This window comes from uncultured Ruminococcus sp. (assembly GCF_947301925.1).
In the GTDB taxonomy this organism is placed as follows: Bacteria; Bacillota; Clostridia; order Oscillospirales; family Ruminococcaceae; genus Ruminococcus.
In genome coordinates, this window is sequence record NZ_CAMYUE010000007.1 from 40859 (window position 1) to 67204 (window position 26346).

The window sequence follows — 26346 nt, forward strand, 5'->3', positions numbered from 1 at the left end:
TGTTCACCTCAGTATATTAATTCATAATGCATGATTATTTATTTGCGGGCGGATAATATCCTTCCTTTCTTGGCTTCGGGGCGCCGTTCCCTACTGAATTGCTTTCAGCATATCCTTCAGCAGCTCGCGGCACTCGCTGTCGCTGAGCTCGTCCACATTGGTCTTTTCCAGCATTTCCAGAGCCGCCTCACGCCCGAGACTGCCGAAGCTTATCTGCCCCGACTCCTCGCGGACTGCCGCAGGTCTCTCCGCAGCGTGCTGGCGCTCCATTTCCTCCAGCAGCTCCTTAGCCCTTGCCACTACCTTTGAGGGCAGACCTGCCAGCTTGGCAACGTCCACGCCGTAGCTCTCGTCAACGCCGCCGCGGACTATCTTTCGCAGGAAGCGTATGGTGCCGCCGTGCTTGTTTACGGCTATGCTGTAGTTCTTCACGCCCTCCAGCTCGTTCTCAAGGCCGATTAGCTCGTGATAATGCGTGGCAAAGAGGGTCTTGCAGCCCAGCTTCCTGGAATTGCATATGTACTCTGCCACCGCACGGGCTATGCTGACGCCGTCAAAGGTGGAGGTTCCCCTTCCCACCTCGTCCAGTATGACAAGGCTGTCCTTTGTGGCATTTTTCAGTATGTCGGAGACCTCGCTCATCTCCACCATAAAGGTGGACTGGCCTGCGGTCAGGTCGTCCGAGGCTCCCACACGGGTAAATATCTTGTCAACAACGGATATCTTTGCGGAATCCGCGGGCACGAAGCTGCCGATCTGTGCCATGAGGACTATGAGCGCCGCCTGACGCATATATGTGGATTTACCCGACATATTCGGTCCTGTGATTATGGACATACGGTCGGCGCGGTTGTCGATATACAGATCGTTCGGCACGAACATCTCGTCTGTGAGCATGAGCTCCACAACCGGGTGTCGGCCTGCCTTGATGTCTATGGCTCCGTCAATGGATATATCCGGCTTGACATACTGATTGCGCAGAGCTACCTCCGCAAAGGAGCACAGCACATCCACCGATGCAACTGCCGAGGCCGTTTTCTGTACGGCTTCAAGCTTTGTGGCAAGGAAATCGCGCACCTCAGCGAATATATCCGCTTCAAGGCTGAGAGCCTTGTCCTTTGCGCCAAGTATGGCGTTCTCGGCGTTTTTCAGCTCCTCGGTGATGAAGCGCTCGGCGTTGGCAAGGGTCTGCTTTCTTATCCAGCCCTCGGGTATAAGATCGTAGTATGAACGTGTCACCTCAAGATAGTAGCCGAACACGCGGTTGAAGCCTATCTTCAGGTTCTTGATGCCAGTGGCTTCCTTCTCGCGCTGCTCTATCCCGTCAATGATGCTCCTGCCGTTGTTCATGATATGGCGGAGCTCGTCCAGCTCCTTATTGAAGCCCTCCTTGATGACGCCGCCGTCCTTTACGGATATGGGAGGCTCGTCCATGATGGCGTTCTCAACAAGGTTCACCAGCTCGTCAAGAGTGGATATCTCGTCGTTGTACCTTGTAAGCAGCTTTGAATCCGTCAGCTTTGCAAGCTCCTGTTTTATGAGAGGGAGCTGCTGCGCCGTTGCGGAAAGTGACTTCAGGTCGCGGGGATTTGCGCTCTTGTACATGACCTTGGTCATAAGACGCTCAAGGTCGTATACCCTGTCCAGAAGGTCGGTGAGGTCTGCAAGCACCACGCTCTTGCGGTAGAGAGACTCCACCGCGTCAAGACGCTCGATTATCCTTGCGGGACTTTTCAGGGGCTGCTCTATCCAGTTTCTCAGAAGTCTGCGTCCCATTGAGGTCTTTGTGGAGTCCAACACCCACAACAGAGAGCCCTTTTTCTCCTTGCTGCGGAGAGTCTCCGTAAGCTCAAGGTTGCGCCTTGCGTTGAGGTCGAGCCCCATGAAGGCGTCTCCGTTGAGCAGCTTTATTGAAGTAAACCTCGATACCGAGGTCTTCTGTGTATCGTTGATATAGTCGAAAAGGCCGCATACCGCTCCGCAGTCGGCGCCGTCCTCGCTGATGCCCAGCTCTTTTACTGACTTCACGCCGAATACTCCTGCCACAACGTCCCTGCGCTCGGAGGGTGTGAAGCAGATGGTATCACGGAGAGTCACCGCGCAGGAAAGGCGTACCTTCACGAACTCCGCGGCGTTTTTAAGGGACAGGAAGCTCTGGGGAAAGATTATCTCCGCAGGCTGACAGCGTGACAGCTCGTTTATAACGCCTGCCTCAAGATCCTTGCCTTCGAAAAGGCTCAGTGCTGCCTCGCCCGTTGAAAGATCGGCGGAGGCCACTCCGCAGGTCCTGTTCTCCTCGTCGTAGCATATGCTGCATATATAGTTGTTGCTGCCGTCGTCAAGCATACTGCTCTCTGTCAGCGTACCGGGCGTTACCACACGGATAACATCACGTACAACTATGCCCTTGGTCTCGGCAGGATCGGTGAGCTGCTCGCAGACAGCAACCTTGAAGCCCATGTCTATAAGCCTCTTTATATACATATCCGCCGCATGATAGGGCACTCCGCACATGGGAGCCCTCTCCTCCAGTCCGCAGTCCCTGCCTGTAAGTGTCAGCTCCAACGCCTTTGAGACCACTACTGCGTCATCGAAGAACATCTCGTAAAAATCACCGAGACGGAAGAACAGCACACAGTCGGTATACTTGTCCTTGACCTCGAAGTACTGCTGCATCATGGGGGATATCTTACTTCTGTCGATTTCCATTGGCTTTGCTCCTTTATCTCAAATACATATATCTGCTGTCAGGTCACAGCAGCTTCGGCAGTATGATCAAAAGTGTCACCACTACCAGACAGCCCAGAACGACCACAGCAACAAGGGTCCCTTGCTTCTTCTGGAGCTCATCAACGTTGACACTGCTATCGTCGTTTATGGCAATGCCGCGGTACTGCGCCCACTGCACCAGTTCCAGACAACCGTCCCAGCTCTTGCCCACGGAGGCTATTTTCTTGCCTTCCGACATTATGAGAAGGCAGTTCAGCGAGCCCTTTTTAAGCTCGCTTATCTCACTGTGATGATATGGCCTGCCCTTTATGGTTATATAGTCGCCCTCCACGACGGCTACGGACTTCTTCTCCATATTTGAAGCAGCTATCAGGCTGATTATGCCTGTCACAATGGCTATGATCGCCAGCACAATACCCGCCATGCGCATATGAAATGATGAGCGTATTATACCGCGCAGCATCATTGGCACCGCACATACCATCATAAGATATGCCGACTGCCTTGTCTGTTTCACATCGTCCGCCGAATGCTTTACTGCAAAGGAATATGGCGGCTCTCCCGCATAGCAGCCGTTTATCACACTGTTTACCCGAACTATTCTCTCAAAGATCTTTTTGCTGTTGTCGTTGATATCCATATCCGTCAGTGGCAGCCGCCGCAGGAAGCGCAGCTTCCCGTACAACCTGCCTCGGGTATCTGACAGGTTTCGGGGTCCTCGCCGTTTGCGCACATACTGATTATCTGCTGCATATTGGAAACAAGCTTCTCAAGAGCCTGCTGTGCTCCGGAGAACACCATCATACGGGGATTGCTCATTACCTTCTTGTATACTGCCTTCAGCTCGGTATCCAGCTCCTTGATGTTGTCGGAGTCGGGATCCTCGGCGCTCATTGCAGTACCCAGATTGATACGGAGATCCTCAAAGCGGGCGATGTCCTCCTGAAGCTCCTGATCGTTGTCGTTTGCCTGCTTTGCCAGCATATACGCCGTGTATCTGTCGTCCTGCTGAAGTGCCTTTCCAAGCTCTCTTGTCATTTCCATTATATCCATTTCAAAAATTCTCCTTAATTATAGTTTTTGTTTCCGGGGCGTATCATCAGCCCATGTAATCCAGGTAGAGTCCGTCGAACTCGTCTGTGGTGCCGTCGGCGTGATAGAAATAGGACTTGATGCCGCTGCTGTAATCAGCCTGATAAGCAGACACGAAATCCATGCGCCTTACACCCTTTTCCGTGAGGACATCCTCAAAGGACGGGGTCTGTTCGTTTATCTCAAAGCTATAGGTGTCCGCAAGCTCCAGGGCGCCGTTTTTCCATGCGTAATACTCAAGGCTTCCTGCGCCCATATGGCCCCACAGCAGAACAAAGTCGCCTGTATTCTCGTCATAGCAGAAGCTTGAGTGACCTCCGCCCACAAGTCCCAGATCCTTTATTTCGCCCTCGCTGTCGAGAGTGAATACATTCGATGCATAGTCCGCCTCACAGGTGCCGCGCTTGAATATAAGCTCGGGAATGCCGTTTGCGTCAACGTCGCGGAAAGCAAATTCAATGCTTGCAAGGCCGTCGTTTTCCGATGCTACTCTTTCAAACTCAGACTTTATAAAGCTCTGATATATGGCAGGATACATATCCATAAGGCCTCCTGCGGGCACATCTGCCTCATGAGTGGTGGTCTCGGCGTCTGTGATCCCGGCGGTGGTATCCTCTGCCGTGGTGTCCGCTGCCGTAGTGTCCTCAGCGGTAGTATCGGCAGCCGTGGTCTGTGCGGTGGTGTTCTCTGTCTTTGATGACGAATCGCCCTGAGGCTTTCCGCAGCCTGCAAGCAGGACTGCTGTCAGGCATGATAATGCGATGATCTTTTTCATAGTTCTTATCCTTCCTTTATTTTTCCTGTAACTGCCCAGTTCATTGCGCCTGTTATCTCCACGTCAACGAACTGTCCTATAAGAGAGCTGTCACCCTCAAATTCCACTATTATGAACTCGCTGCTCTTTCCCGTCAGCCAGCCCTGTTTCTTCTTCGACACATCGTCCGCAAGGACACGCATGGTCCTGCCGATGAAGCGCCTGTAATGCTCTGTGGACACCTCTCTCTGCACCTCAAGAAGCTCCCTCATGCGCCTGCCCTTTTCCTCCTCGGAGGTACTGTCGGGCATTTCCGCAGCCTTTGTTCCCGAGCGCTTTGAGTAGATGAATGAGTAGATATTGTCGTACTTCACCTTTCTCACCACATCAAGGGTAGCGCGGAAGTCCTCATCGGTCTCGTCGGGGAAGCCCACTATCAGGTCGGTGGTCAGTGAGAAATCCGGATCGCGGCTGCGTATATCCTCCACTATCTCCAGATACTGCTCTATGGTATAGCGGCGGTTCATGCGCCGCAGCACCTCGCTGCTGCCGCTCTGCACGGGCAGATGCAGGTGCTTTGCCACCTTTTCGCACCGGAATACGGCGTCAATAAGCTCCTTTGAGGCGTCCTTGGGGTGAGAGGACATGAAGCGTATCCAGAAATCCCCATCTATGGCGTTGAGCTCACGGAGGAGCTGCGGGAAGCTCATCTCACCGTCAAGATCGTTGCCGTAGGAGTTGACGTTCTGTCCCAGCAGCATTATCTCTTTGTAGCCGTCGGAGACCAGCTGCCTTACCTCGGAGATGATATCCCCGGGACGGCGGCTGCGCTCACGTCCGCGGACGTAGGGCACTATGCAGTAGGTGCAGAAGTTGTTGCAGCCGAACATTATGGGCACGGAGGCCTTGAAGCTGCTCTCGCGGACCTGCTCTGCCGCCTCGGAAAAGTCGTCGTATTCGCTGATATCCGCCGAGAACTTCGCACCGCGGAGCGCCTCCAGCAGAAGTGCGGGGAGAGCGCTTATGGCTGAGGTGCCCAGCACTATATCCACCTGCGGATATGATTTCTTTATCTTCCCGGCAATATGGCTCTGCGCCGTCATGCAGCCTGCTATGCCGATGATGAGCGAAGGCTTCAGTTCCTTCAGCTTCTTCATGCTGCCCACTATGCCGAACACTCTGTCCTCGGCGTTCTCGCGGACAGCGCAGGTATTGAGCATTATGAGGTCGGCCTCATGCTCGTCCTCGGTGAAGGTATAGCCCATTTTTTTCAGCAGACCCTTTATTTTTTCACCGTCAGAAGTGTTCAGCTGGCATCCGAAGCTCCTGACGTAGGCTTTTGGCTTATTATCGCCGAGTATGGCCTTTATTTCGCTTATCGCTGCGGTATTGTCCCTCAATTCGCAGAACCTCGCCTTCCATGAAAATCCTGTAATAAATTATTATACCATATTTATATGCAATTTTCAAGTGTTTGCAGCCCACGGCAGCAAGTTTTTAAAAAGTTCGGAAAAAAATGAAACCTTTTCCGTTTCTGCGGTGTATTATTGGTGTAAACTCAGCGAAAGGAAGAAAAAACATGAAAACAATAAAAAAAGTACTTCTTATATTTGCTGCGGTGCTCTGCGTATGGGGAGCACTGATGCTGGCAGAGCACGCAAAGCTTTTTGAACGCCGTTTTCCCGACTTGTCGCAGTCGGAGGAGGAGAAGCAATCGACCCTGACAAGAGCTCAGAAGGCTATGCACGGCGCTGTGGAGGAGTTCTGCGGACACGAACCACAAAACGATGACAGCATATATGCTCAGTTCAGGGATCTGTCTTTCGTTGACGGGATATACGAGCAGTTTCTCATTGACGGAAAGCCCGATGATGATGCCTATCTCCGTATGCATTTCAGAAAGCCTGACGGCGAGGATATGTATTTTGAGGTAAAATACGAGTCCGCCGAGCTGGATCCCTATGTGAAGGAGACATACGGCAAGGATATATACAGCACCTTCAACGGGCATTCGGACTTGTCAGAAGCAACAGCCATTATGTACGATATAGTCACCGGAAAGGACACCCACGGGTTTGACTACGAAAAATTCGCCGAGGGAGCCTATCTCTCGGACTGCAAGCAGTCCCGTGAGGGCAAAAAAGACGGCAAATACCTCATACTTGTAAAGGGAGAATAAACTGCGGCTCACAATGCGCAGAAAGGAACGGATATGAAAAAAAAGATAGCAAAGTTTTTTATAATTATCGGCATCATCGCAGGAGCCTGGGGACTTTTCATGCTGGCGGAATATGCCATTACCTACAAGGAGAGATACTCCGATATAAGCCAGTCGGAGGAAGATAAAAAAGCGGCTCTGACAAGAGCGGAAAAGGCTGTATACGCAGCTGCGGAGGAGATACTCACAGCTCCCGAAAACATCAGCGAAGATCAGAATGAATGGTACGCACAGTTCGAGGGGCTCACCTTTGTTGACGGCATTTACGAGCAGTGGATATTCAAAGGCGAGCCGCAGAACGAGGCCACCATACATATGCACTTCAAAAAGCAGGACGGCAGCGATCTGTATATGGCCGTAAAGCACTATCCCATGGAGGGCAACAAGTGGGTAGAGGAAATGTATGGCAAGGACCATTACGGCGTCATCAGCGGCTCCGTTAGCGACAGTCAGCCCGACGAGACCGCCTATGAAGTAATAGCAGGAAAGCGCTCCGACGATTTCGAGGAGTTCTCCGACGGCGCCTTCCTATCCGATTGCAGACGTCAGTACGGACAGGCCACATGGGGCTACTATTACATACTCGTAAAGGCAAAGGGCTCCGAAGCATAGGTTTAAGATTATTTTAAGCAATAAGGGCTACAATGTAGTATGTGAAAGTATAGTTTCACACACGATATCAAAGGGGGAGCTTATCTATGCTTTATATAAAGAAAATCGCAGCAGCCGTCATCATACCGTTCCTTGCTCTTTCGTCCGTATTCTCATGCAGCAGCAAGGACGCACCGCCGAAGGGCGCAAAGGAGCTCAGGGTCGACTTCCTCGATGTGGGGAAGGCCGACGCCATGGTGATACAGACCGAAACAGGCACCGTGGTCATAGACTGCGGCGAAAAGGGCGACGGCAAGAAGATAGCCGATGTCCTTGAGGAAAGCGGCAGGACTTCTGTCGACTACCTCATAATCACCCACTTCGACAAGGATCATGTGGGAGGCGCTCCCAAGGTGCTGAAGTCCCTGGAGGTGAAGAACGTCCTCACCCCCGATTACGACGGCACGGTTGAAGAATACGACAAGTTCTGCAAGGTGCTGGAGGAGACAGGCGTTCCGCGGACAAGAATGACGGAGGATATGACCTTCACCCTCGACGACGCGGAATTTACGGTGTACGCTCCGAAGGAGACCTTCTACGGTGAAAACGACGAGAACGACTTCTCGCTGGTCACAAAGGTGGTACACCACAAAAACACCCTGCTGTTCACTGGCGACGCCATGGAGCAGCGCCTTGACGAGATAATGGATATCGGTCAGTGTACTCTGCTGAAGGTCCCCTACCACGGCAGAAAGCTGGATAATTTCAAGGACTTCCTGAAGGTAACATCTCCCAAAAGCGCGGTGGTATGCACCTCATCAAACGAGTTCTCCGGCAAGGTACAGGACGCTCTTTCCTCCATGAAGATACCCGTCTACGCCACCTGCTTCAACGGCAATATCACCGCCGTCAGCAACGGCAGCACCATCGAGTTCACAACAGAAAAGGACAGCGTCTCATAGTCCGCAGACAGAAAAGCTCATCAGCCGCAGGGGAGCATAAGCTCTCCTGCGGCTTTTTTCGCAGAAGGCCGCCTTTTTTTACGCTGTAAGTATTGCATTGCCGCAGGTTTTGTGATATAATGAATTGTAAGTGTGCATTTTCGGCAGTTAAAGGCGCTGCCCGCACAAATATTATTTATGAAAAGAGGAAAACAAATGCCTGCAAATATTGTAGTCGGAACTCAGTGGGGAGACGAAGGAAAGGGTAAGATAATCGATATCCTTGCTTCCCGTGCAGATGTTGTAGTACGTTCACAGGGCGGAAACAACGCAGGTCACACTGTAGTAAACAACGGCGAGGTCTATAAGCTCCATCTGGTGCCCTCGGGTATCCTTTACCCCAACGCACTCAACCTTATCGGTGCAGGTGTAGTCCTTGACCCCAAGGATTTCATCGGCGAGCTTGATAATCTGGAGGCAAGAGGCATAAAGACAGTTGGCCACCTGAAGGTTGATCCCCGCGCTCAGATCGTTATGCCGTGGCATATCGCACTGGACGGTCTCTCGGAGGCTTTCCGCGGCGGCAAGGACATCGGTACTACAAAGAGAGGTATCGGCCCCACATATATGGACAAGTACGAGCGCTGCGGAATCCGTATGTACGACCTTGTTCACCCCGAGGTGCTGGCTGAAAAGATACAGTCCACAGGTAAGCTGAAGAACGAGATAATCACAAAGGTTTACGGCGGCGAGGCCTTCGACCTTGACGCTGTTACAAAGGAGTACACAGAGTACGGAAAGAGGCTCCTCCCCTACATGGACGACGTTTCCGTCCTCACCTTTGAGGCTCACAAGGCAGGCAAGACAATAATGTTCGAGGGCGCTCAGGCTACCCTCCTTGATATCGACTTCGGTACATACCCCTATGTTACCTCATCGCACCCCCTCTCCGCAGGCGTTTGCGTAGGTACAGGCGTAGGTCCCAAGGTCATCACAAATATCATCGGCGTTGCCAAGGCTTACACCACCCGTGTAGGCAAGGGCCCCTTCCCCACAGAGCTGGATGACGCCATAGGTGATCAGATCAGAAACGTGGGCGGCGAGTTCGGCACCACTACAGGCAGACCCAGAAGAACAGGCTGGTTCGACGCTGTTATAGTACGTCACTCCGTAAGAGTGAACGGCCTTGACAGCCTTGCTATAAACAAGCTGGATACTCTGGCAAATATAGATACGCTTAAAATGTGCGTGGCTTACAGGAAGCCCGACGGCAGCGTTATCAAGGAGTTCCCGCCCACACTGGAGGAGCTTGAGGGCTGCGAGCCTATCTATGAGGAGTTCCCCGGATTCAGCGAGGACATCTCAAAGTGCGCAAGCTTCGATGAGCTCCCTGCAAACTGCAAGAGCTACATCGCACGCCTCGAGGAGCTTGTTGGCTGCCATGTAAGCATGGTAGGCATAGGCCCCGACAGAGCACAGATCCTTGAAAGATAAGAAATAACAGACCGGCCGCTTCGGCGGCCGTTCTTGCAATATGTTTTTACAAAGGGGGAAACGATAATGAAGACCTTTTCAAAGCTTACGGCTGCTGTCCTCTCCGCTTCGCTGGCACTGGCTGCTGCCGCTCCTGTAAACAATGCCCTTACGGCATTGATCCCCACGGCTGCCGCTGCTGATACGGCATCGGAGAACCTGCCCAGCTTCACCTCCGACGAGGAGATGCTGAATTACATCAGAACGCAGATGCAGCTGAGGAACGAGGAGATAAAAGTCCTCATGCCCAACGCCACAGAGGACGAGATGTCAAGATACTCCGGCATGACGATCCGCGAGCTCTTCGATCCCACAGGCCGCGTCACCGAAGGAAAATACCTCTATCTCAGTCTCTACCAGAATTCCTCATGGGTGCATTACACGGAACAGGGACTGGTGATCGAGCTTACCACCAAGTATATCACCACCGAGGATCAGGAGGACGACCTTTCCGCCACCATCAACTCCGTAAAGCGCCTGCTGGGCTCCGAGGAGATAGAAAGGCTGAAGGCTCTGCCCGTTAAGGAAAGAATTGAGTACGTCTATGAGAAATTCGTTCCCTACCTGAAGAACATAACCATAGTGGACGAGGACGATCCCAAGGAGCTTGGCTCCGCTTATTCTGCTCTCGTAAAGCGCAAGGCCAATGAAAAGGGCATTATCCAGCTCTTTGTAAGAGCTCTTGCAGAGCTTGACATAGACAGCGAGCTCTACTATACCAATTACGACTCGGATACGCCCCTTACGGCTCACTACCTTGCAGCCGTACCCATAGACGGCAGCTATTACCTTCTCGATCCCGTCTGGGACTACAAGTCGGGCTCGAAAAGCGGCGAATACAAGTTCTTCCTGAAGGGCATGGAGGATATCGACAGCGATGTCAGCGCCGGTTCGGAGTTCACACATGAGCACCTGACCATATTCGGCATATCTATAATGGATATCGCCGCCGCCAACGGCTTCTCCATGTACTCCTATGACAAGAAGTTCGATATGGGCGATGTGAACGGCAACGGCACCATCGACGCTGTTGACGCCTCGTCTGTTCTGGCGGAATACGCAAGGAACGCTTCCTCCGATACAAAGGGAATATTCTCGGCAGGTCAGAAGACTGCCGCAGACGTAAACGCAAGCGGAAATGCAGACGCAGTTGACGCTTCGCTGATACTCTCCTATTACGCTTATGTCTCCACTACACAGTCCCCAAAAAGCATAGAGGATTTTGTAAAGCAATAAGACTGACTTCCGAAAGGAGGTAATCCCATGAAAATAAAGGCTTTGACGTCAGCAGCAGTTGCCGCAGTGATCTTGTTTTCGGCGGCTCATGCGCCATACTCCGCCTACGGAGCAACAGCGTCCGTGGATGACATCGCCGTATCTCAGGAATACACTGCCGCAAGCCGTGACGAAGCTGCCGCAGCAATGCGCGGGCACCTGAAAAACCGCGATACCTCCTTTACGGTAGACGCTCCCACCGAAGGCTATCCCCTGAAGGAGATGGGCTCCCGCATGATGTATCAGGCCTGCGATGAAACAGGCGTCGGCACCGAGGGCGACTATCTCAGATTCGCCATAAAGAGCTTCAGATGCACCGCAAGATCGTCGGGCGGTATGTGCAGGCTCGAATACGAGGTGAACTACTATACCACCGCAGAGGAGGAAGCACGGCTCACCGAGGAGATAAACGGCATCATCAGCTCGCTGGATCTGGACGGGCTGTCCGACTTCGCAAAGGTAAGCGTGCTGTACAGGTATGTGGCCGAAAATGTAAACTACTCCGACGATCTCAACGATCCCTACGTCTACTCCGCGTACAATGCGGTCTTCGATCATCACGCCGTATGTCAGGGCGTAACTCAGCTGCTGTACAGGCTTTTCAACGACTGCGGCATAAGCTGCCGTATCATAGCGGGCATCTCCCGCGATATCCGCGGCATAAACCCTGACGGCTATCATGTATGGCTCATAGTCAGACTGGACGACAAGTACTATCTTATGGATCCCACCTGGGATATGAAGTTCAACGGCAGAACATACTACTACTTCCTAAAAGGAAGCACCGACTTCGACTCGGATATCTCCGTACTGACGCATATCCCTCAGAATGACAACGGTCTCTCCTTCCCGGATTACAACTCGGAGGAGTTCAGCTCAAAGTACCCTGTTTCCTCCACCATGTACCCCGAACCGGGGCGTGAGCTCGGAAATATCAACGGCGATGACCGTATCGACGCCATCGACGCTTCCCTTATTCTAATGGAATATGCCCGTACCTCCGGAAGCAGGCTTGCCTCCTTTACTCCCGTGCAGATCTCGGGCGCAGACGTCAACCGCGACGGCAGCGTCAATGCGGTGGACGCTTCAACGGTGCTGGGCTACTACGCAGCGACTTCAAGCGGCAGGGATATAACTCTGGCTGCTTATCTAAAATCTCACTGAACGAGGTGTTTGTTATGTATGATGAAAATAACCCCGCAGGCGGTCTCCCCGAGGAGATAAACTATATCCCCGACGGTCAGAAAAAAACAGGACCTACAGGAGTATCGGCTCCCGTGCTCGATGATTTCGAGTATGTGGCTCCCTCCTCAAAGAAGGAAGGTCCCACAGGAGTATCCGCTCCCGTGCTGGACGATATGGACAGCTTTGCCCAGAGCTCTGCAAAAAAGGGCGCACCCACAGGAGTTTCGGCGCCTGTCCTCGATGACAATGTGCCCTACACCTCCGACAGTGCAAAGAAGGGCGCTCCTACAGGCGTATCGGCTCCCGTGCTGGAGGACAACGCTCCCTTTACCCACGATAAGCCCGTTCTCTCGGACGAGGATATAATAGGCGGCCTCACTCCCGACCTGAAAGAGCGATTTGAAGCTCTCCCTCCCGAGAAGCAGCAGCAGATAATAGATATGCGCCGCGCTCAGCTGGGGGCAGTTGCTCCCCCTGTTGAGATAAAGGCACCTGTACTGGACGAGGACAATTATACTCCTCCCCCGAAGAAGGAGGAACCTAAGCAGCCCGAGGCTCCCGTTACAGCTCCCATACTTGACGATGAACCCGAGCTCCCCAGATATCAGGCAAGATACGTTGACGAGGATCTTGAAAGAGCCAAGGCCGAGGCAGGCAAGAAGGCTGTTGCCGCTCAGCTGGTATCCGAACAGAAGGACGCGAAGGAGAGCCTCCGCATGATGCTTGAGCTGAAGGAGGAGGCAAGACAGGCCAGCGCCAAAAAGGGCTTCAAGGTGGTCATCGTCATCGGCATACTCGGCGTTATTGCAGCCGTTACCTTCTTCCTGCTCTATTCGGGACAGCTTGGTCTGGGATACAAGAACGGCCTTGACGGATTCAGCGGCGTCATCAGCAATTCCGCCATCTATATCGCTCTTGCAGTTGCACTGTTCTCGCTACTGCTCCTCACAGGCGTAGGCGCCTGCAAGTCTCTCGCCTCGATCACCCTGCTCCTGTTCGGCATCGTACAGATATTCCCCGGAATAGCAATGATACCTCAGCACAAGGGCAGCACAGCTCTGGCCTGTGTGCTCTACGGCGCGACTCTGGCACTTACGGTCGTGTGCTTCTTCCTGCTGTCGGGAAGCGAACACGTCGGCAACTTCTTCAACAGGAACAAGGATATCAATTCAAGACATTCATGATAAAGATAAGCCCCTGTGCGTACGCGCAGGGGCTTATTATTATTCTTCTTCCTTTTTTATCCTGAATATTGCTCTGAGAAGTCCCGAAATGAACTTCGGGCTCTTTATCACAACTATCTTCAATATGTATCCCTCCTCTGATGCTGTTATACTCCATTATATTCATCAGAGGAGTTTTTGTTACTTCTCCTTTTGGGGCGTGAGTATCACCAGTGCAAGGCCGTCCTTGATGCGGAGAGCCGCTGCTGCATCGGTTATCTCGTTGCTGACGCCTATGGGGAAGGACTGCACCATGCGGTAGTCCACAAGGGGATATTTCACGCCGCGGAGGTACTCTATGCCCACGCTCTCGGTAAGAGCGAACACCGACATATACATACCGCCCTTTGGCTTCCTGTAGGTGACCTCACCCTCGTCCGCCTCCTGAATCAGCAGTCTGCTGCTGCCCTGTATCTCAAGGCTGCACCCCTGCTGGAGAGCGTATATCATGGTCTGGATATTGGCGAAGCTGTGCTCCACGCGGTCTCCGCCGAGAGCTCCGTAGAGGTCGATGTTGGTATAGCCGAGCTCTATGGCCTTCTTGACTGCCATGAGGGTATCTGTGTCGTCCTTTTCGGGGACGCTGCGGAGCACCTCAACTCCTATGGGGAGCTCCTCGCCATAGGAGTCGAAGTCTCCCACTATCATATCGGGTATCACACCCAGCTTCATTGCGTGCCTGTAGCCGCAGTCGGCGCATATGTAATAACTGTATCTCTGCCAGAAGGCGGCGTCCCTGTACTCCTCAAGGTCGGGCATATCTCCGCCTGCAAATATAGCGCATCTGTTCATTTCAGCTCCCACTCCTTCAGCTGTTTTGCTTCTTCATACATAGTTTTGTAGCTCTCGTGGCGGCTGCGGGATATCTCTCCCCGCTCCACCGCAGCTACTACCGCGCAGCCCTTCTCGCAGAGGTGTGCGCAGTCTCTGAAACGGCAATCCCCCGTAAAGGGCTCAAACTCGCGGAAGCAGCCCGCCAGTTCCTCCTTGCGGATAATGTCGTATCTGTTGGTCTCAAATGTTGAGAACCCGGGGGTATCTGCTATGTAACCGCCGCCGCTGAGCTTGTACAGCTCCGCGTGACGGGTAGTGTGTCTTCCTCTGCCCAGCTTGCGGCTTATCTCTCCCGTAGCTATACTCAGGGAGGGGTCAACGGCGTTGAGGAGGGTGGATTTGCCTGCTCCCGAATTGCCCGTAAAGGCGCTTATCCTGCCGCTGAGCAGCTTCCGCACGGCCTCCACCGAGGCCTCGTCCTCATATCTTACCTCTGCCACCTCTATGCCTATGCCGCCGTATATCTCATGAATGGGACGGCTGTCGCCAAGGTCGGTCTTGGTAATGACCACCACAGGGGTTATGCCCTTGTACTCGGCGATAGCTATGAACTTGTCCAGTATGAGGTAATTGGGCGCAGGCTCGCAGGTGGAGACTATGAATATCAGCTGGTCAAGGTTGGCGAGAGGAGGTCTTATGATACAGTTCCTGCGGGGAGCTATCTCCGTGATGACACCGTCCTCCACGGCAACGCTGTCGCCCACGCAGGGACTTATGCCTCTGTTGCGGAAAACTCCTCTTGCCTTGCACTCGCATATACCGTCAGGGGACTCTACTGTGTAGAGTCCCCCTAAGCATTTTATTATTATTCCGCTGTACTTATCTGTCATCAAAACCAATGCCAAGTAGTGGAGCCGTCTTCATTGGTCTCCCAGTTGCCGTTTTCGCCGGGTTTATAGTATACCCAGTTTCCGTTGCTGTCATACTCTCCGTTGTAACCGGGCTGCCAGTCAGGATTTGCTGTAGGCTGCTCAGGCGGCTGCTCGGGAGGATCTGTAGGCTGAGGCGCCTCCGTCGGAGGCTCTGTCTCAGGCTGCGGGAATCCGCCTACTGCCTGGAATGCTCCGTAGATATCCTCGGAATTGGTGGTGTACTTGCCTGTTGCGAAGTTGAAGGTGTAGGTTCCGAGAAGTGCGTTTGCCTGTGTGCTGAGGTTTGTAAGACGAGCTCTTACGGATACGTTCTGTCCCGAGCCGTCAAGAGTCATGGGAAGGCTTCCCATATCGGGACAGAGGATAAGTCCGGAGGACTCTGCCTTTGTCTTGCCCTTGTCGTCTGTGAGGATGAAGTCGATGCTGAAACGTCCGCTTGCGTCTGACGGGAGAGGTATATTGATGTCAACCTTGCCGTCGGGGATAGTACCGTCGCTGACGTAGAGCTTGATAGTAGAACCGCCCTCGATCTTGGTGCCCTTTGCAGGCTCCTGCTCAACGACCTTGTCCTTCTTCTCATATGAAGGAATGGGCTCTGTCTCTACCTTCAGGTTCTTATAGCCCGCTCTCATGATAGCGTCGTCGATAGTAAGACCCACATAGTCCTCCATCTCGAACTGCTCTGCATTTGCGCCCATACTTACATAGAGGATTACAGTTGAGCCCTTGTGGACCTCTGTGCCCTCCTCGGGCTCGGACTTGATAACGTAATTGGGTTTTACATTGGCGTCGGACTGTTTTCGTATGTCAGGCACGATGCCGCGCTCGGTGAGCTGAGCCTTTGCCAGCTCAACATTCAGTTCAACGACACGGGGAACCTCAACGGTCTCCATGCCCTTACTGATAGTTACCTTGCAGACGTCGCCCTTGCTGAATACGTCGCCGGGCTCGATGCTCTGCTTAATGATAGTATTCTCGTCGGCCTCGTTGTACTCTGTGCCTTCGATCTCAAACTTGATAGTGCTTCCGTATGCTGCTACAGCCTGGTTGTAGTCCCAGCCGTAGAGGTCGGGCATTGACTTGTCGCCCTTGTTCAGGCCGCCCTTGAGGAGTCCGCTGAGAAGAGTTACCACGAAAATTACCGCAACGATGATAACAACGACTACTACTGCGGTAAGAACAGGAACTACCAGTGATGAACGCTCCTCCTCTTCCTCATCTTCGTCCTCATCGTAATCATCGCCGTAATCCTCGGGATAGGCGTCGTTGTATCTCTGAGCAACAGCTCCTGCGGAGGCTCCGCCCCCTGCCATTGCAGCAGCTCCCGCACCTGCGCCCACTGCTGCGGCAGCCTTTGCGGCGTATGCGCTGGCCACCTCCTGGCGGCTCTCGGACTGTACCTCGGTACCTGCGGACTGATCCAGTATCTCGCCGGACTCGTCCTCGTCGTCCTCTGTATAGTAACCGAAGGTGATATGGGGATCGGCCTTGAAGGCTTCGATATCGCTTATCATCTCGGCTGTGGTCTGGTATCTGTCCTCGGGAGCCTTTTCCATGGCTCTGAGAACTATCTCCTCAAGTCCGTCGGGGATATCGGGATTGATAGCTCTGGGACGCTCGGGGATATCGTGCATATGCATAACTGCGATAGCAACGGGGTTATCGCTGTCAAAGGGCTTTCTTCCCGTGAGCATCTCATACATCATAGCTCCCACGGAGTAGATATCGCTCTTTGCGTCGGTAACGTTGCCGCTTGCCTGCTCGGGGCTGATATAGTGGACGCTTCCGATGGCCTGATCGGTAGCTGTCTTGCCCTCCTCGCGGGCGAACTTGGCAATACCGAAGTCCATGACCTTGATAGTGCCGTCGGTGAACATCATTATGTTCTGGGGCTTGATATCGCGGTGAACGATGCCCTTATCGTGTGCGTGCTGGAGTGCGCGGAGGATCTGTATAACGAAATGTACCGTATCCTTCCATGTGAGGACCTTTTCCTCCTCGATGTACTCCTTCAGGGTGATACCGTCGATGTACTCCATGACGATATACTGTATCTTTTCGGAGAAGCCCACATCGTATATCTTTACGATATTCGGATGGGAAAGAACTGCTATTGCCTTGGACTCGTTCCTGAAGCGGCGCAGGAACTCCTCGTTCTCTGCGAATTCCTTTTTCAGTATCTTAATGGCAACCGTTTTGTTGTCGATAACATCGACGCCCTTGTACACTTCAGCCATGCCTCCGACGCCGATAAGCTCGGTGATCTCATATCTTCCGTCGAGCTTCTTGCCAATATTCTTATCCATTTCCTTTCCTCCTGCGTTAGTCAGAAATTACCGCGACTGTTACATTATCGCGGCCGCCCTTTCGGAGCGCTAATTTAATAAGTTCGTCTGCAACGCCATCAAAATCAGAATTAAGTATGGCGCTGTATATTTCATCGTCGCTGCAATAGCCCGAAAGGCCGTCCGAGCAAAGCAGCAGACTGATCTTGTCCTCATAGTCCAGCATAAAGGTATCCGTAAGCACCGTCTTTTCGACGCCTACCGCCCGTACCAGCATATGCTTCTGAGGGTGTACCTCCATTTCCTCCTCGGTTATCTTGCCCTGTTCATAGAGCACCGAGGCGACGTTATGGTCTGTAGTGATCTTTACAAGTCCCGTATCGGTTATCAGATAGGCTCTGCTGTCACCGACGTTGGCAATGAAGGCTGTTTTCTTGTTGACGAAGGCGGCTACACAGGTGGTCCCCATACCGAAGTTCTTGAAATCGAACCTTGCCCTTGTGTATATTACCGAGTTTGCCGCCGATATCGAGGAGATAAGGAGCTTGCGGATCTCTTCGTCACTGAGACTTTCCTTGTAATCAGCCGAAAAGCGCTGGAAGAATTCTTCTACGGCGAGCTCGCCTGCTTCTTTTCCTGCGCGTTCGCCTCCCATACCGTCGCACACGACGGCAAGTACATTATGGCCGAAGTATTCGCATCTGACCGCGTCCTGGTTTTCCTCGCGCTTCAGACCGATATCCGTGCCGTAGCGAAATCTCAAGTATCCGCACCCCCGTTCTTACTTCTTTGCTGTGCTGCGTCCCGTCTGAGCTGGCCGCAGGCAGCTTCTATATCGCTGCCGAGAGTTCTCCTGACGGTAGCGTTTATCCCCCGTCTGCCCAGCTGCTTCGCGAACTCCGCGACGCCCGAGCGGACCGTACGATAATTTCGTTCCCTGACCTTATTGACGGGGATAAGGTTCACATGGCAGTTCATGCCGCGGAGGAGAGCTGCAAGCTTATCCGCGTCCGCAGGCGATGAATTGACGTTGTCGATAACGGCGTACTCAAAGGTTATGCGCCGTCCCGTCCTATCTATATAGTACCGGCAGGCCTCCATGAGGCTGCTGATATCATATTTCCTGTTCACAGGCATTATCCTGCTCCTGCCCTCGTTGTCCGCACAGTGGAGGGACACCGAAAGGGTGAGCTGGTACTTTCTGTCCGCCAGCTCGTAGATCCGCGGCACTATGCCGCAGGTGGAGAGGGACACATGACGGAGGCTCATATCATTGCCGTCCTTATGGGACAGCAGGGTGAGGAACTTCATCACGTTATCAAAATTGTCGAGAGGCTCGCCGATGCCCATGAGCACCACTCCCGAGACCTTCCTGCCCGAATCACGTTCGGCCTCGTAGATCTGCATGAGTATCTCCGAGGCTGCAAGGTCCCTGACGTAGCCCGCTATGGTGGAAGCACAGAAGTTACAGCCCATTTTGCAGCCCACCTGTGTGGACACGCATATGCTGTAGCCGTAATTGTACTCCATAAGGACGGTCTCGACATAATTCCCGTCAGAAAGCCTATAAAGATATTTTACCGTATTATCTATAGCAGATTCAAGCTTTTTCTGTATAAATAGTCCATTTATACAAAATTTTTCTTTCAAAGCGCTGCGCAATTGGACAGATATATCAGTCATTTTATCAAAATCGAAGACTCTTTTAACATGAAGCCACTGGAATATCTGCTTTGCGCGGAATTTCTTCTCGCCCAGAGCTGTCAGAGCTTCCGTGAGTTCGTCAAGATCAAGACTGAGGATATCGACTTTTTCCAATTTATCACCTTACTTTTTCCTGAATTTTGCTATGAAGAAGCCGCTTCCGAATTCCGGCGGCATAAGTGTGGCCATGGTACCGAAGCTTTTACCCATAAGCTTGGGAAGCTCCACTGCTTCCAGCCCGGGGTGCTCCCTCAGAAGCCTTTCGCAGACCTCCTCATTCTCGGCCTTTCTCACCGTGCAGGTGGAGTAGACCAGGGTGCCGCCCTCCTCAAGGTAGTTCAGCGCATTGCACACTATTTTATATTGTATATCGGGGAGCCCCGCAAAATCCGTGATATCCTTGTACTTTATCTCGGGCTTGCTGCCGATGACTCCCAGTCCCGAGCACGGGACGTCGCAGAGAATCTTTGTGAACCCGGGCAGCTCCGGGTTAAACTTTGTCGCGTCCCCTGCCGCCGCTCTTATATTTTTGAGCCCCAGTCTCTCCGCGCCTTTGCGTATCAGCTCCGCACGCTTTTCGTGGAGGTCGAAGGCATATATCTGCCCCCTGCCGTTCATAAGCTCCGCCATGGTGAAGGTCTTTCCTCCGGGGGCGGCACATATATCCAGGACAGTGTCCTCCTCCGAGGGAGCAAGAGTCTCGCAGCACAGCTGCGACGCAAGCCCCTGAACGTGGAAATATCCCTTCCTGAAGGCCTCTGTTGCAGTGACGTCGCCGCTTTCGGCAATGTAGCAGCAATCGGTGAGCTTTTCCGCCTTTATGCCGTCAAGAGCTGCAAGAAAAACCTCCTCCGTACATCTAATCGTATTCCGTCGGAGATATGTGACAGGCTTTTCAAGAGAAGCGGCAAGAAACTTTTCCGCTGTCTCGCTGCCGTAGTCATCAGTCAGGCTCTTCACCAGAGCCGTCGGTGCGGAATACTTCACCGCCGCGGCTTCCGCTGCGTCCTTGGGGAGCTTCAGCTCCCTGCCGCCGCGGATAAAGCTCCGCAGCACCGCATTGACCATTCCCGAAGCGCTGGTCTTGCGGAACTTCTTCGCAAGAGCCACGCTCTCGTTCACAGCCGCGTTATCGGGTACGCTGTCCATGTACATTATCTGGTACACGCCGCAGCGCAGTATATTCAGCACTATGCTGTCCAGCTTTGCTATGGGGCGGGAGCTCAGTCCGCCGATGATGTGGTCCAGGGTGAGCCTGCGCTCTATGACTCCGTAGTATATGGCGGAGCAGAGCTTCTTTCCCCTGTCGTCCAGGTCTGAATTCTTCAGGCCGCTGTCCAGCTGTAAATTTGAATAGCTGCCGCTGCCGAATGTCTTATCCAGCAGCTTTACAGCAAGATATCTGGGATCCGTCATTATCTTCTGTTCACCGACAAAAGGAGTCTGAGAAGCTGTAATACCGACGCAATGAGACTTGTAACATAGGTCAGTGCCGCTGCCGTCAGTACCTTCCTGGCGTGGGGCAGCTCCTTCTCCTCAAGTATACAGTCCATTCTGAGAGTTTTCAGGGCTCTGTTGCTGGCGTTGAGCTCGCAGGGCAGGGTAACCAGCTGAAAAAGCACTACTGCAAGGAACATAGCAATGGAGATGTATATGAAGTATGTTCCAATGGTAAGGGTGCTGAGGAATACGCCTATAATAAATACGACATACCACAGCGTCGAGCAAATATTGGTAACGGGCACCAGCTTGCTCCTCCAGATTATGGGAGCGTAGTTCTCTGCGTGCTGGCAGGCATGGCCGCACTCATGGGCTGCGACGCCTATGGCCGCCACAGAGCGGTTGCCGTAGACCGAGTCCGAAAGCCTGATGACATTTGTCCTCGGATCGAAGTGATCCGTAAGGTTGCCCTTGATACGCTCTATCCTTATATTGTAAAGTCCGTTGGCGTCAAGTATCATTCTCGCAACCTGATCGGCAGTAAGACCTCTTGAATTGCCTATGCGGCTGTACTTGCTGAATGTGGAGGAAACGTTGATCTGTGCGATGAGGGGCAGTATCAGCATTCCCGCCATCAGCAGGATATAAAGGCCGTAATTGCCTCCGCCTCCGCGGGTACCGTAGTAATGAACGTATCTCATAAAAGCTGCTGCAAAATTCATTATATACATATATAGCCCTCCTTATCCCAGGAGCTCTCCGTCGCTGAGCTTTTTGCCTCTGAGGAAATCCTCTGTTTTCATGCGCTTTTTGCCCTCGGGCTGAACCTCGCGGAATACTACCGCCCTGCCGTCGCCGCATTTTACCGCGAAGCGCTTTGTATCCACCACAGAGCCGTTCTCTGCGCTGTCAAAGCTGCCCTCCGCAAGCTCCGAGGCGAACACCTTCAGGCGCTTGCCCTCCAGCATGGTGAAGCCCGTAACGCCGCGTATGGTATTGTGTACCTCCGCAGCTGTCTTTGTGAAGTCCAGAGCGCTCATCTCCTTGCGTATCATGGGAGAATAGCAGCTCAGACTGTCGTCCTGAACCTCGGGGGCAAGTGTGCCCTTTTCCAGTGCGTCTATGGTCTCCGCAAGCACCTCTCCGCCCATTGCGGAAAGTCTTGCATAGAGCTCCTCATAGGTCTCGTTTTCGCCTATGGGGGTCGCTCTCTTTATGAGCATATCGCCCGTGTCGAGTCCCTCGCTCATCTGCATGGAGGTGACTCCCGTTTCCTTTTCGCCGTTCAGGAGCACCCAGTTTATGGGAGCTGCTCCCCTGTACTTAGGCAGGAGCGAGGCGTGGATATTGATGCAGCCGTACTTCGGCAGCTCAAGTATTTCCTTGGGGAGTATCTGTCCGTAGGCAGTTACAACTATAAGGTCGGGAGCTGTATCGCGGAGTATCCTCATGGACTCCTCTGCGTCCCCGCCCTTTCTCAGTGACAGAGGCTGATAAACGGGTATCCCGTATTCAAGAGCCGCAGCCTTCACGGGAGTGGGTATGAGCTTATAGCCCCTTCCCTTCGGCTTGTCGGGCTGTGTGAACACCGCTGCCACCTCATGGCTGCTCTCCGCAAGGGTACGCAGACAGGGTACGGCAAAGTCGGGAGTTCCCATAAATACTATCTTCATTACTTGCTCTCCTCGGGAACAAAGAATTCCTCTACTATCTCTGTGAATATATGGCCGTCAAGGTGGTCGTTCTCATGGCAGGTGCACTGTGCTCCCAGCTCGGTGAAATCGCGCTCGAACCAGTTGCCGCTGCGGTCCTGAGCCTTCAGGTGGCAGCTCATGGGCCTTGTTACATAGCCCCACACATTTGGGCAGGAAAGGCAGCCCTCCTGAACGCGCTGCTTGCCCTCCTTCTGAGTGACCTCGGGGTTGATGGCCTCGATTATATCGTCCTCGCCAAGGTGCATGATGAAGAGCCTGCGGCATACGCCTATCTGGGGCGCAGCCAGACCCACTCCGTCCGCCTTGTTGAGTGTTTCGTGCATATCGTCGAGGAGCTGTGCCAGCTTCTCGTCAAACTTATCCACAGGCTTGCAGACCTTGTGGAGTATCTCGTCCTTATCGGTTAAAATTCTTCTGAGTGCCATTTGATCATTCCTTTTGCGTTATACTCCCACATCGCCGTTCATATCGGCATAGAGGGAGACATTCTTCATTTCCTTCAGTTTTGCCGCCTCGGTGAGTATGCCGCTTATAAAGCCTCTCATCTCGGCGGTGTTCTTGCATTTCATTATTATCCTGTAGCGGTACCTGCCGTTTATCCTGCCGTAGGAGCAGCGGACGGGTCCGAGCACTCTCACGGGAGTTTTCGGCTGAAGCGCCTTCAGTCGGGCGTTCATGAGCCGCAGTACGGCCTCCGCGCCCAGTCTTACGGTGATATCCTCATCTGCGGTGAAGCAGAAGATGCACATATCGCAGAGTGGCGGGAATATCATTGCTCGGCGGATCGCTATCTCCTCGTTGTAGAAGCCCTTGTAGTCCTGAGCAGCCGCAAGGTTCATGATATAGTGTTCCGGGATAAAGGTCTGGAGTATCGCCCTTCCGCGGCTGTCTCCCCTTCCTCCTCGTCCCACCACCTGAGTGATAAGGGAGAAGGTTCGCTCATAGCTGCGGAAATCTCCCGCATAAAGCGCCTTATCCACCGACAGTACGCCCACCAGCGTGACATTGGGGAAATCAAGTCCCTTGCCTATCATCTGGGTGCCTATCATTATATCGTACTTTCCGTCGCGGAAGTCTGTGAAGTTCTTCTCGTAGGAGTAGCGTGAAAAGGTGGTGTCCGCGTCCATGCGCAGCACTCTTGCCGTGGGGAAGAACATGGAAAGCTCCTCCTCCAGCTTCTGTGTGCCGAAGCCCATATTCTTCAGGCGCTCCGAGCCGCATGACGGACACACCGTCACAGGATCGCTGATATAGCCGCAGTAGTGGCACATCAGCCTGTTGTTTTTCTTGTGGTAGGTCAGGGGCACCGAGCAGTTGGGGCAGTACACCGGCTGATAGCAGTCGCAGCAGCTGATTATGGTATGATAGCCTCTCCTGTTCAGCAGCAGTATGGACTGCTCGCCGTTTTTCAGGTTAGCGCTTATCTCCTCCGCCAGTCTGCGGCTGAATTCCGTGCGGTTGCCCTCGCCGCGCTCAAGGTTCATATCAACTATGCTCACCTCGGGCAGGGGCGCATTGCGGTACCTCTCCTTCATTTCAAGCAGCCTGTACGCTCCCCTTTCGGCGAGGTAATAGCTCTCGATGGAGGGTGTGGCCGAAGCCAGCAGCAATACCGAGCCGTGGCAGGCGCAGCGCTGCTTTGCCACATCGTGGGTGTTATATCTCGGAGAGCTGTCCGACTTGTAGGAGCGCTCTCCCTCCTCATCTATAATAATGAGGCCTATATTGTCAAGGGGGGCGAATACAGCGCTTCTGGTACCGATAACGATGTCCGCGTCTCCCCGTTTTATCCTCTTGTATTCGTCAAGTCTCTGTCCCATTGAAAGGCCGCTGTGTATGACAGCCACCCTCTCGCCGAACATTGACCTGAAGCGTTTCAGTATCTGGGGCGTGAGCCCTATCTCGGGAATGAGCAGCATTGCCTGTCTGCCCATATTCACCGTGTCGTCAATGAGCTTTTCAAAGACCGAGGTCTTTCCGCTTCCCGTAACTCCGTGAAGCAGGAACACCGCAGGCTTTTTCTCACTGAGCTGTGCGTATACCGCGTCGTGAGCCCTCTGCTGCTCCTCCGAAAGGACTATATCCCCGGGGCGTCTCACCTCGTCGGCATGGTCCTCAACTCTGCGGAGCACCTCCGCCTCGTATTCCTCGGCGGCTCCTGTTGCGCAGAGACGCTTTATGACTGCCTCGGTGACGCCGCACATATAGGCAGCTTCCTTTACTGCCGCAGTGCCGTACTCGCCGAGAAAGTCCGCAACAGCCTTCTGCTTGACCGTAAGGCTGAACCTTTCGGGAGAAGCCGTATACTCATCGGAAAGCCTCACCATTCTCACTGCCGCGTCGCCGACGGTCTGTCTGAACACGTTGTCCGAGTCCAGTGCGCCTGCGTCGCAGAGCTCGTCTGTGAGCCTCCTGCCGTTGTCGATGATATGCTTCTCTATGAGCTCGTTCAGTGCCTTGCCGCCGTCCGTCACAGACAGGAGCTCCAGCAGCTCCGCAGCCTCCCTGCTGAGGGAAGCGGTGCCCGTGAAATTCTTAACAAGCCTGAACGTCTCTTTTGCGCTGACGCTCATTGCAGGGGGCAGCATAGTCTTAACGCCGTCAAAGTAGGTACAGAAGGTCTGATCGTGCAGGTAGAAGGCAAGTCCGAGAAGCTCCCCGGATATGACGGGGGTATCGTCCACAAGGGACACCAGTGACTTCAGTCCCCTTCCGTCTCCCTCCGAGAGCTTCATGACAACGCCAATCCTGCGCTTGTTGCCTCTGCCGAAGGGCACAAGCACCCGACAGCCGCAGGCGATATCCGCCGCCAGCCTTTCGGGAACAGTGTAGCTGAACAGCATATCAAAGGAATAGGCTGTTCCGCTGACTGCGGTCTCCGCAATAAGGGGCATTACTCGTTGGTCTGGGGAGCTGTGCTCACTATCTTGCACTTGCCGCTGGCGAGCTCCTCAACAGCAGTCTTTACGGGCTTCTCCTCGAGAGTCTCATTGTTCTCGTAAAGCTCCTCCGAGATCTGTCTTGCACGCTTCGCAACTGCGATAACGAGTGAATAGCAGCTCTCGTTCTTTGTGATGATCTGGTTTACTGCGGGTCTAAGCATTTTTCAACACCTCTTCTATAATATCGCCCGAAAACTCCTTTTTAAGCTGCTCTCCGCGTATTACCGTGAAGAAATCGCTTACGGCGTCCTCAAGGGCGTCGTTGACAATAATATAATCGTATTTTTCGGCCTGTGAGATCTCCCACGATGCCTTTGAAACGCGCTCCTCGATGACCTCGTCGGTCTCGGTGCCGCGCTTTTTCAGTCTTCTCCTGAGCTCTCCTATGGAAGGCGGCAGGATAAAAATGAATATTGCGTCGGGACGCTTCCCGCGCACCTTCATAGCGCCCTGGGGCTCTATTTCGAGTATCACGTTAAGTCCCTGCTCCAGTCTGCCGTCCACCTCAGAGCTTAAAGTGCCGTAAAGGTTCTGGCAGTATTCTGCGTGCTCGATGAACTTGCCGTCGGCGATCCTCTGCTCGAAGTCCTCCCGTGTGAGGAAGTGGTAGTTCACGCCGTCGATCTCGCCCTCACGGGGCTTTCTTGTAGTTGCCGAAACAGACACCGCAAAGCGTTTGTCCTTGAGTATCTCCTCCAGCATTGTACCCTTTCCGCAGCCCGAAGGTGCGGAAAAAACGATAAGTCTGCCCTTATTCATCGTCGTCAGATCCTCCTGATCCGTTTATTCTTGCGGCAAGGGTCTCTGTAATGAGAGAGGACAGTATTATATGTCCGCTGTCCATTATCATGACCGCTCTTGTCTTTCTGCCGTAGGTGGCGTCGATAGCTCTGCCGTCGTCCCTTGCCTCCTGGACAAGGCGCTTTATAGGCGCTGATTCGGGGCTGACCACGGCCACTATCCTCTCGGACGACACCATATTTCCGTATCCTATATTTATAAGCTTCATGGC

At 53.3% G+C, this 26346-nt stretch carries 26 protein-coding genes; 7 read left to right on the top strand and 19 right to left on the bottom strand.

The features are described from left to right. Nucleotides 1–90 precede the first annotated feature (90 nt). From mutS to miaB, 5 genes are read right to left on the bottom strand one after another with little or no spacing between them, the layout of a single operon-like run. The gene (gene mutS / locus Q0Y65_RS09635; RefSeq protein WP_297959239.1) at nt 91–2709 is read right to left on the bottom strand and encodes a DNA mismatch repair protein MutS; all 2619 of its coding nucleotides are present in this window, start codon (nt 2707–2709) and stop codon (nt 91–93) included. Nucleotides 2710–2752: 43 nt separating this feature from the next. Continuing rightward, entirely contained in the window at nt 2753–3415 is a 663-nt protein-coding gene (locus Q0Y65_RS09640; RefSeq protein WP_297959241.1) for a hypothetical protein, read from the bottom strand. Then, nucleotides 3376–3783 (bottom strand): YlbF family regulator, encoded by a 408-nt coding sequence (locus Q0Y65_RS09645; RefSeq protein WP_297959243.1) that lies wholly within the window; start codon nt 3781–3783, stop codon nt 3376–3378. The genes Q0Y65_RS09640 and Q0Y65_RS09645 overlap by 40 nt, the downstream gene beginning before the upstream one ends. A gap of 46 nt (nt 3784–3829) precedes the next feature. Further along, nucleotides 3830–4597, bottom strand: a complete 768-nt coding sequence (locus Q0Y65_RS09650) for a hypothetical protein (RefSeq protein WP_297959245.1) — start codon at nt 4595–4597, stop codon at nt 3830–3832. Between the two features lie 5 nt (nt 4598–4602). After that, complete coding sequence (miaB, locus tag Q0Y65_RS09655) at nt 4603–5976, bottom strand: tRNA (N6-isopentenyl adenosine(37)-C2)-methylthiotransferase MiaB (RefSeq protein WP_297959247.1); 1374 nt, start codon at nt 5974–5976, stop codon at nt 4603–4605. Between the two features lie 179 nt (nt 5977–6155). Here miaB and Q0Y65_RS09660 point away from each other — a divergent pair, with 179 nt between their 5' ends. From Q0Y65_RS09660 to Q0Y65_RS09690, 7 genes are all read left to right on the top strand, one after another. Further along, nucleotides 6156–6755 (top strand): hypothetical protein, encoded by a 600-nt coding sequence (locus Q0Y65_RS09660; RefSeq protein WP_297959249.1) that lies wholly within the window; start codon nt 6156–6158, stop codon nt 6753–6755. A 33-nt stretch (nt 6756–6788) separates the two neighbouring features. Next, entirely contained in the window at nt 6789–7406 is a 618-nt protein-coding gene (locus Q0Y65_RS09665; protein WP_297959250.1) for a hypothetical protein, read from the top strand. Nucleotides 7407–7492: 86 nt separating this feature from the next. Further along, on the top strand, nt 7493–8347 hold the full coding sequence (locus tag Q0Y65_RS09670) for a ComEC/Rec2 family competence protein (protein ID WP_297959252.1): 855 nt from the start codon (nt 7493–7495) through the stop codon (nt 8345–8347). A gap of 195 nt (nt 8348–8542) precedes the next feature. After that, nucleotides 8543–9820 (top strand): adenylosuccinate synthase, encoded by a 1278-nt coding sequence (locus Q0Y65_RS09675; protein ID WP_297959255.1) that lies wholly within the window; start codon nt 8543–8545, stop codon nt 9818–9820. 66 nt (nt 9821–9886) lie between these two features. Further along, on the top strand, nt 9887–11095 hold the full coding sequence (locus Q0Y65_RS09680; RefSeq protein ID WP_297959257.1) for a dockerin type I domain-containing protein: 1209 nt from the start codon (nt 9887–9889) through the stop codon (nt 11093–11095). Between the two features lie 27 nt (nt 11096–11122). Beyond that, nucleotides 11123–12298, top strand: a complete 1176-nt coding sequence (locus tag Q0Y65_RS09685; RefSeq protein ID WP_297959259.1) for a transglutaminase domain-containing protein — start codon at nt 11123–11125, stop codon at nt 12296–12298. Between the two features lie 14 nt (nt 12299–12312). Continuing rightward, entirely contained in the window at nt 12313–13503 is a 1191-nt protein-coding gene (locus tag Q0Y65_RS09690; RefSeq protein ID WP_297959261.1) for an ABC transporter permease, read from the top strand. A gap of 39 nt (nt 13504–13542) precedes the next feature. On the opposite strand, the gene spoVM is transcribed toward Q0Y65_RS09690, so the two are convergent. The 14 genes from spoVM to Q0Y65_RS09755 form a co-directional block, all read right to left on the bottom strand. Continuing rightward, nucleotides 13543–13614 (bottom strand): stage V sporulation protein SpoVM, encoded by a 72-nt coding sequence (gene spoVM / locus Q0Y65_RS15780; RefSeq protein WP_363293543.1) that lies wholly within the window; start codon nt 13612–13614, stop codon nt 13543–13545. Nucleotides 13615–13683: 69 nt separating this feature from the next. Further along, nucleotides 13684–14334 carry a thiamine diphosphokinase gene (locus Q0Y65_RS09695; RefSeq protein ID WP_297959263.1) on the bottom strand — a complete coding sequence of 217 codons (651 nt, stop codon included), beginning with the start codon at nt 14332–14334 and terminating at the stop codon, nt 13684–13686. After that, entirely contained in the window at nt 14331–15206 is an 876-nt protein-coding gene (rsgA, locus tag Q0Y65_RS09700) for a ribosome small subunit-dependent GTPase A (RefSeq protein ID WP_297959265.1), read from the bottom strand. Before rsgA ends, Q0Y65_RS09695 begins: the two co-directional genes overlap by 4 nt. Next, nucleotides 15206–17554: a Stk1 family PASTA domain-containing Ser/Thr kinase gene (gene pknB, locus Q0Y65_RS09705; protein WP_297959266.1), complete on the bottom strand. Its 2349-nt coding sequence runs from the start codon at nt 17552–17554 to the stop codon at nt 15206–15208. The genes rsgA and pknB overlap by 1 nt, the downstream gene beginning before the upstream one ends. A gap of 16 nt (nt 17555–17570) precedes the next feature. Next, the gene (locus Q0Y65_RS09710) at nt 17571–18296 is read right to left on the bottom strand and encodes a Stp1/IreP family PP2C-type Ser/Thr phosphatase (protein ID WP_297959267.1); all 726 of its coding nucleotides are present in this window, start codon (nt 18294–18296) and stop codon (nt 17571–17573) included. After that, a complete protein-coding gene (gene rlmN / locus Q0Y65_RS09715) occupies nt 18293–19351 on the bottom strand; it encodes a 23S rRNA (adenine(2503)-C(2))-methyltransferase RlmN (RefSeq protein ID WP_297959268.1) in 1059 nt (352 codons plus the stop codon). The genes Q0Y65_RS09710 and rlmN overlap by 4 nt, the downstream gene beginning before the upstream one ends. Nucleotides 19352–19360: 9 nt before the next feature. Next, nucleotides 19361–20653 (bottom strand): 16S rRNA (cytosine(967)-C(5))-methyltransferase RsmB, encoded by a 1293-nt coding sequence (gene rsmB, locus Q0Y65_RS09720; protein ID WP_297959270.1) that lies wholly within the window; start codon nt 20651–20653, stop codon nt 19361–19363. Continuing rightward, the gene (locus tag Q0Y65_RS09725; protein WP_297959272.1) at nt 20653–21408 is read right to left on the bottom strand and encodes a zinc metallopeptidase; all 756 of its coding nucleotides are present in this window, start codon (nt 21406–21408) and stop codon (nt 20653–20655) included. Before Q0Y65_RS09725 ends, rsmB begins: the two co-directional genes overlap by 1 nt. A 12-nt stretch (nt 21409–21420) precedes the next feature. Further along, a complete protein-coding gene (gene fmt / locus Q0Y65_RS09730; RefSeq protein ID WP_297959273.1) occupies nt 21421–22350 on the bottom strand; it encodes a methionyl-tRNA formyltransferase in 930 nt (309 codons plus the stop codon). Further along, a complete protein-coding gene (def, locus tag Q0Y65_RS09735) occupies nt 22350–22817 on the bottom strand; it encodes a peptide deformylase (RefSeq protein WP_297959275.1) in 468 nt (155 codons plus the stop codon). Before def ends, fmt begins: the two co-directional genes overlap by 1 nt. An 18-nt stretch (nt 22818–22835) precedes the next feature. Further along, nucleotides 22836–25325 (bottom strand): primosomal protein N', encoded by a 2490-nt coding sequence (priA, locus tag Q0Y65_RS09740; protein WP_297959277.1) that lies wholly within the window; start codon nt 25323–25325, stop codon nt 22836–22838. After that, complete coding sequence (gene rpoZ / locus Q0Y65_RS09745; protein ID WP_297959279.1) at nt 25286–25495, bottom strand: DNA-directed RNA polymerase subunit omega; 210 nt, start codon at nt 25493–25495, stop codon at nt 25286–25288. The genes priA and rpoZ overlap by 40 nt, the downstream gene beginning before the upstream one ends. Beyond that, on the bottom strand, nt 25488–26093 hold the full coding sequence (gene gmk, locus Q0Y65_RS09750) for a guanylate kinase (protein WP_297959281.1): 606 nt from the start codon (nt 26091–26093) through the stop codon (nt 25488–25490). Before gmk ends, rpoZ begins: the two co-directional genes overlap by 8 nt. Next, complete coding sequence (locus Q0Y65_RS09755) at nt 26086–26343, bottom strand: DUF370 domain-containing protein (RefSeq protein ID WP_297959283.1); 258 nt, start codon at nt 26341–26343, stop codon at nt 26086–26088. The genes gmk and Q0Y65_RS09755 overlap by 8 nt, the downstream gene beginning before the upstream one ends. Nucleotides 26344–26346: the final 3 nt, after the last annotated feature.

Excerpts from the sequence above, each read along its gene's own strand:
- Q0Y65_RS09725 (WP_297959272.1), bottom strand. The coding sequence starts at position 21,408 with ATGTATATAATGAATTTTGCAGCAGCTTTTATGAGATACGTTCATTAC.
- Q0Y65_RS09755 (WP_297959283.1), bottom strand. The coding sequence starts at position 26,343 with ATGAAGCTTATAAATATAGGATACGGAAATATGGTGTCGTCCGAGAGG.
- Q0Y65_RS09665 (WP_297959250.1), top strand. The coding sequence starts at position 6,789 with ATGAAAAAAAAGATAGCAAAGTTTTTTATAATTATCGGCATCATCGCA.
- rsmB (WP_297959270.1), bottom strand. The coding sequence starts at position 20,653 with ATGACGGATCCCAGATATCTTGCTGTAAAGCTGCTGGATAAGACATTC.
- Q0Y65_RS09675 (WP_297959255.1), top strand. The coding sequence starts at position 8,543 with ATGCCTGCAAATATTGTAGTCGGAACTCAGTGGGGAGACGAAGGAAAG.
- mutS (WP_297959239.1), bottom strand. The coding sequence starts at position 2,709 with ATGGAAATCGACAGAAGTAAGATATCCCCCATGATGCAGCAGTACTTC.
- Q0Y65_RS09680 (WP_297959257.1), top strand. The coding sequence starts at position 9,887 with ATGAAGACCTTTTCAAAGCTTACGGCTGCTGTCCTCTCCGCTTCGCTG.
- fmt (WP_297959273.1), bottom strand. The coding sequence starts at position 22,350 with ATGAAGATAGTATTTATGGGAACTCCCGACTTTGCCGTACCCTGTCTG.
- Q0Y65_RS09660 (WP_297959249.1), top strand. The coding sequence starts at position 6,156 with ATGAAAACAATAAAAAAAGTACTTCTTATATTTGCTGCGGTGCTCTGC.
- def (WP_297959275.1), bottom strand. The coding sequence starts at position 22,817 with ATGGCACTCAGAAGAATTTTAACCGATAAGGACGAGATACTCCACAAG.
- gmk (WP_297959281.1), bottom strand. The coding sequence starts at position 26,093 with ATGAATAAGGGCAGACTTATCGTTTTTTCCGCACCTTCGGGCTGCGGA.
- pknB (WP_297959266.1), bottom strand. The coding sequence starts at position 17,554 with ATGGATAAGAATATTGGCAAGAAGCTCGACGGAAGATATGAGATCACC.
- Q0Y65_RS09695 (WP_297959263.1), bottom strand. The coding sequence starts at position 14,334 with ATGAACAGATGCGCTATATTTGCAGGCGGAGATATGCCCGACCTTGAG.
- rsgA (WP_297959265.1), bottom strand. The coding sequence starts at position 15,206 with ATGACAGATAAGTACAGCGGAATAATAATAAAATGCTTAGGGGGACTC.
- rpoZ (WP_297959279.1), bottom strand. The coding sequence starts at position 25,495 with ATGCTTAGACCCGCAGTAAACCAGATCATCACAAAGAACGAGAGCTGC.
- Q0Y65_RS09685 (WP_297959259.1), top strand. The coding sequence starts at position 11,123 with ATGAAAATAAAGGCTTTGACGTCAGCAGCAGTTGCCGCAGTGATCTTG.
- Q0Y65_RS09690 (WP_297959261.1), top strand. The coding sequence starts at position 12,313 with ATGTATGATGAAAATAACCCCGCAGGCGGTCTCCCCGAGGAGATAAAC.
- Q0Y65_RS09670 (WP_297959252.1), top strand. The coding sequence starts at position 7,493 with ATGCTTTATATAAAGAAAATCGCAGCAGCCGTCATCATACCGTTCCTT.
- Q0Y65_RS09645 (WP_297959243.1), bottom strand. The coding sequence starts at position 3,783 with ATGGATATAATGGAAATGACAAGAGAGCTTGGAAAGGCACTTCAGCAG.
- Q0Y65_RS09650 (WP_297959245.1), bottom strand. The coding sequence starts at position 4,597 with ATGAAAAAGATCATCGCATTATCATGCCTGACAGCAGTCCTGCTTGCA.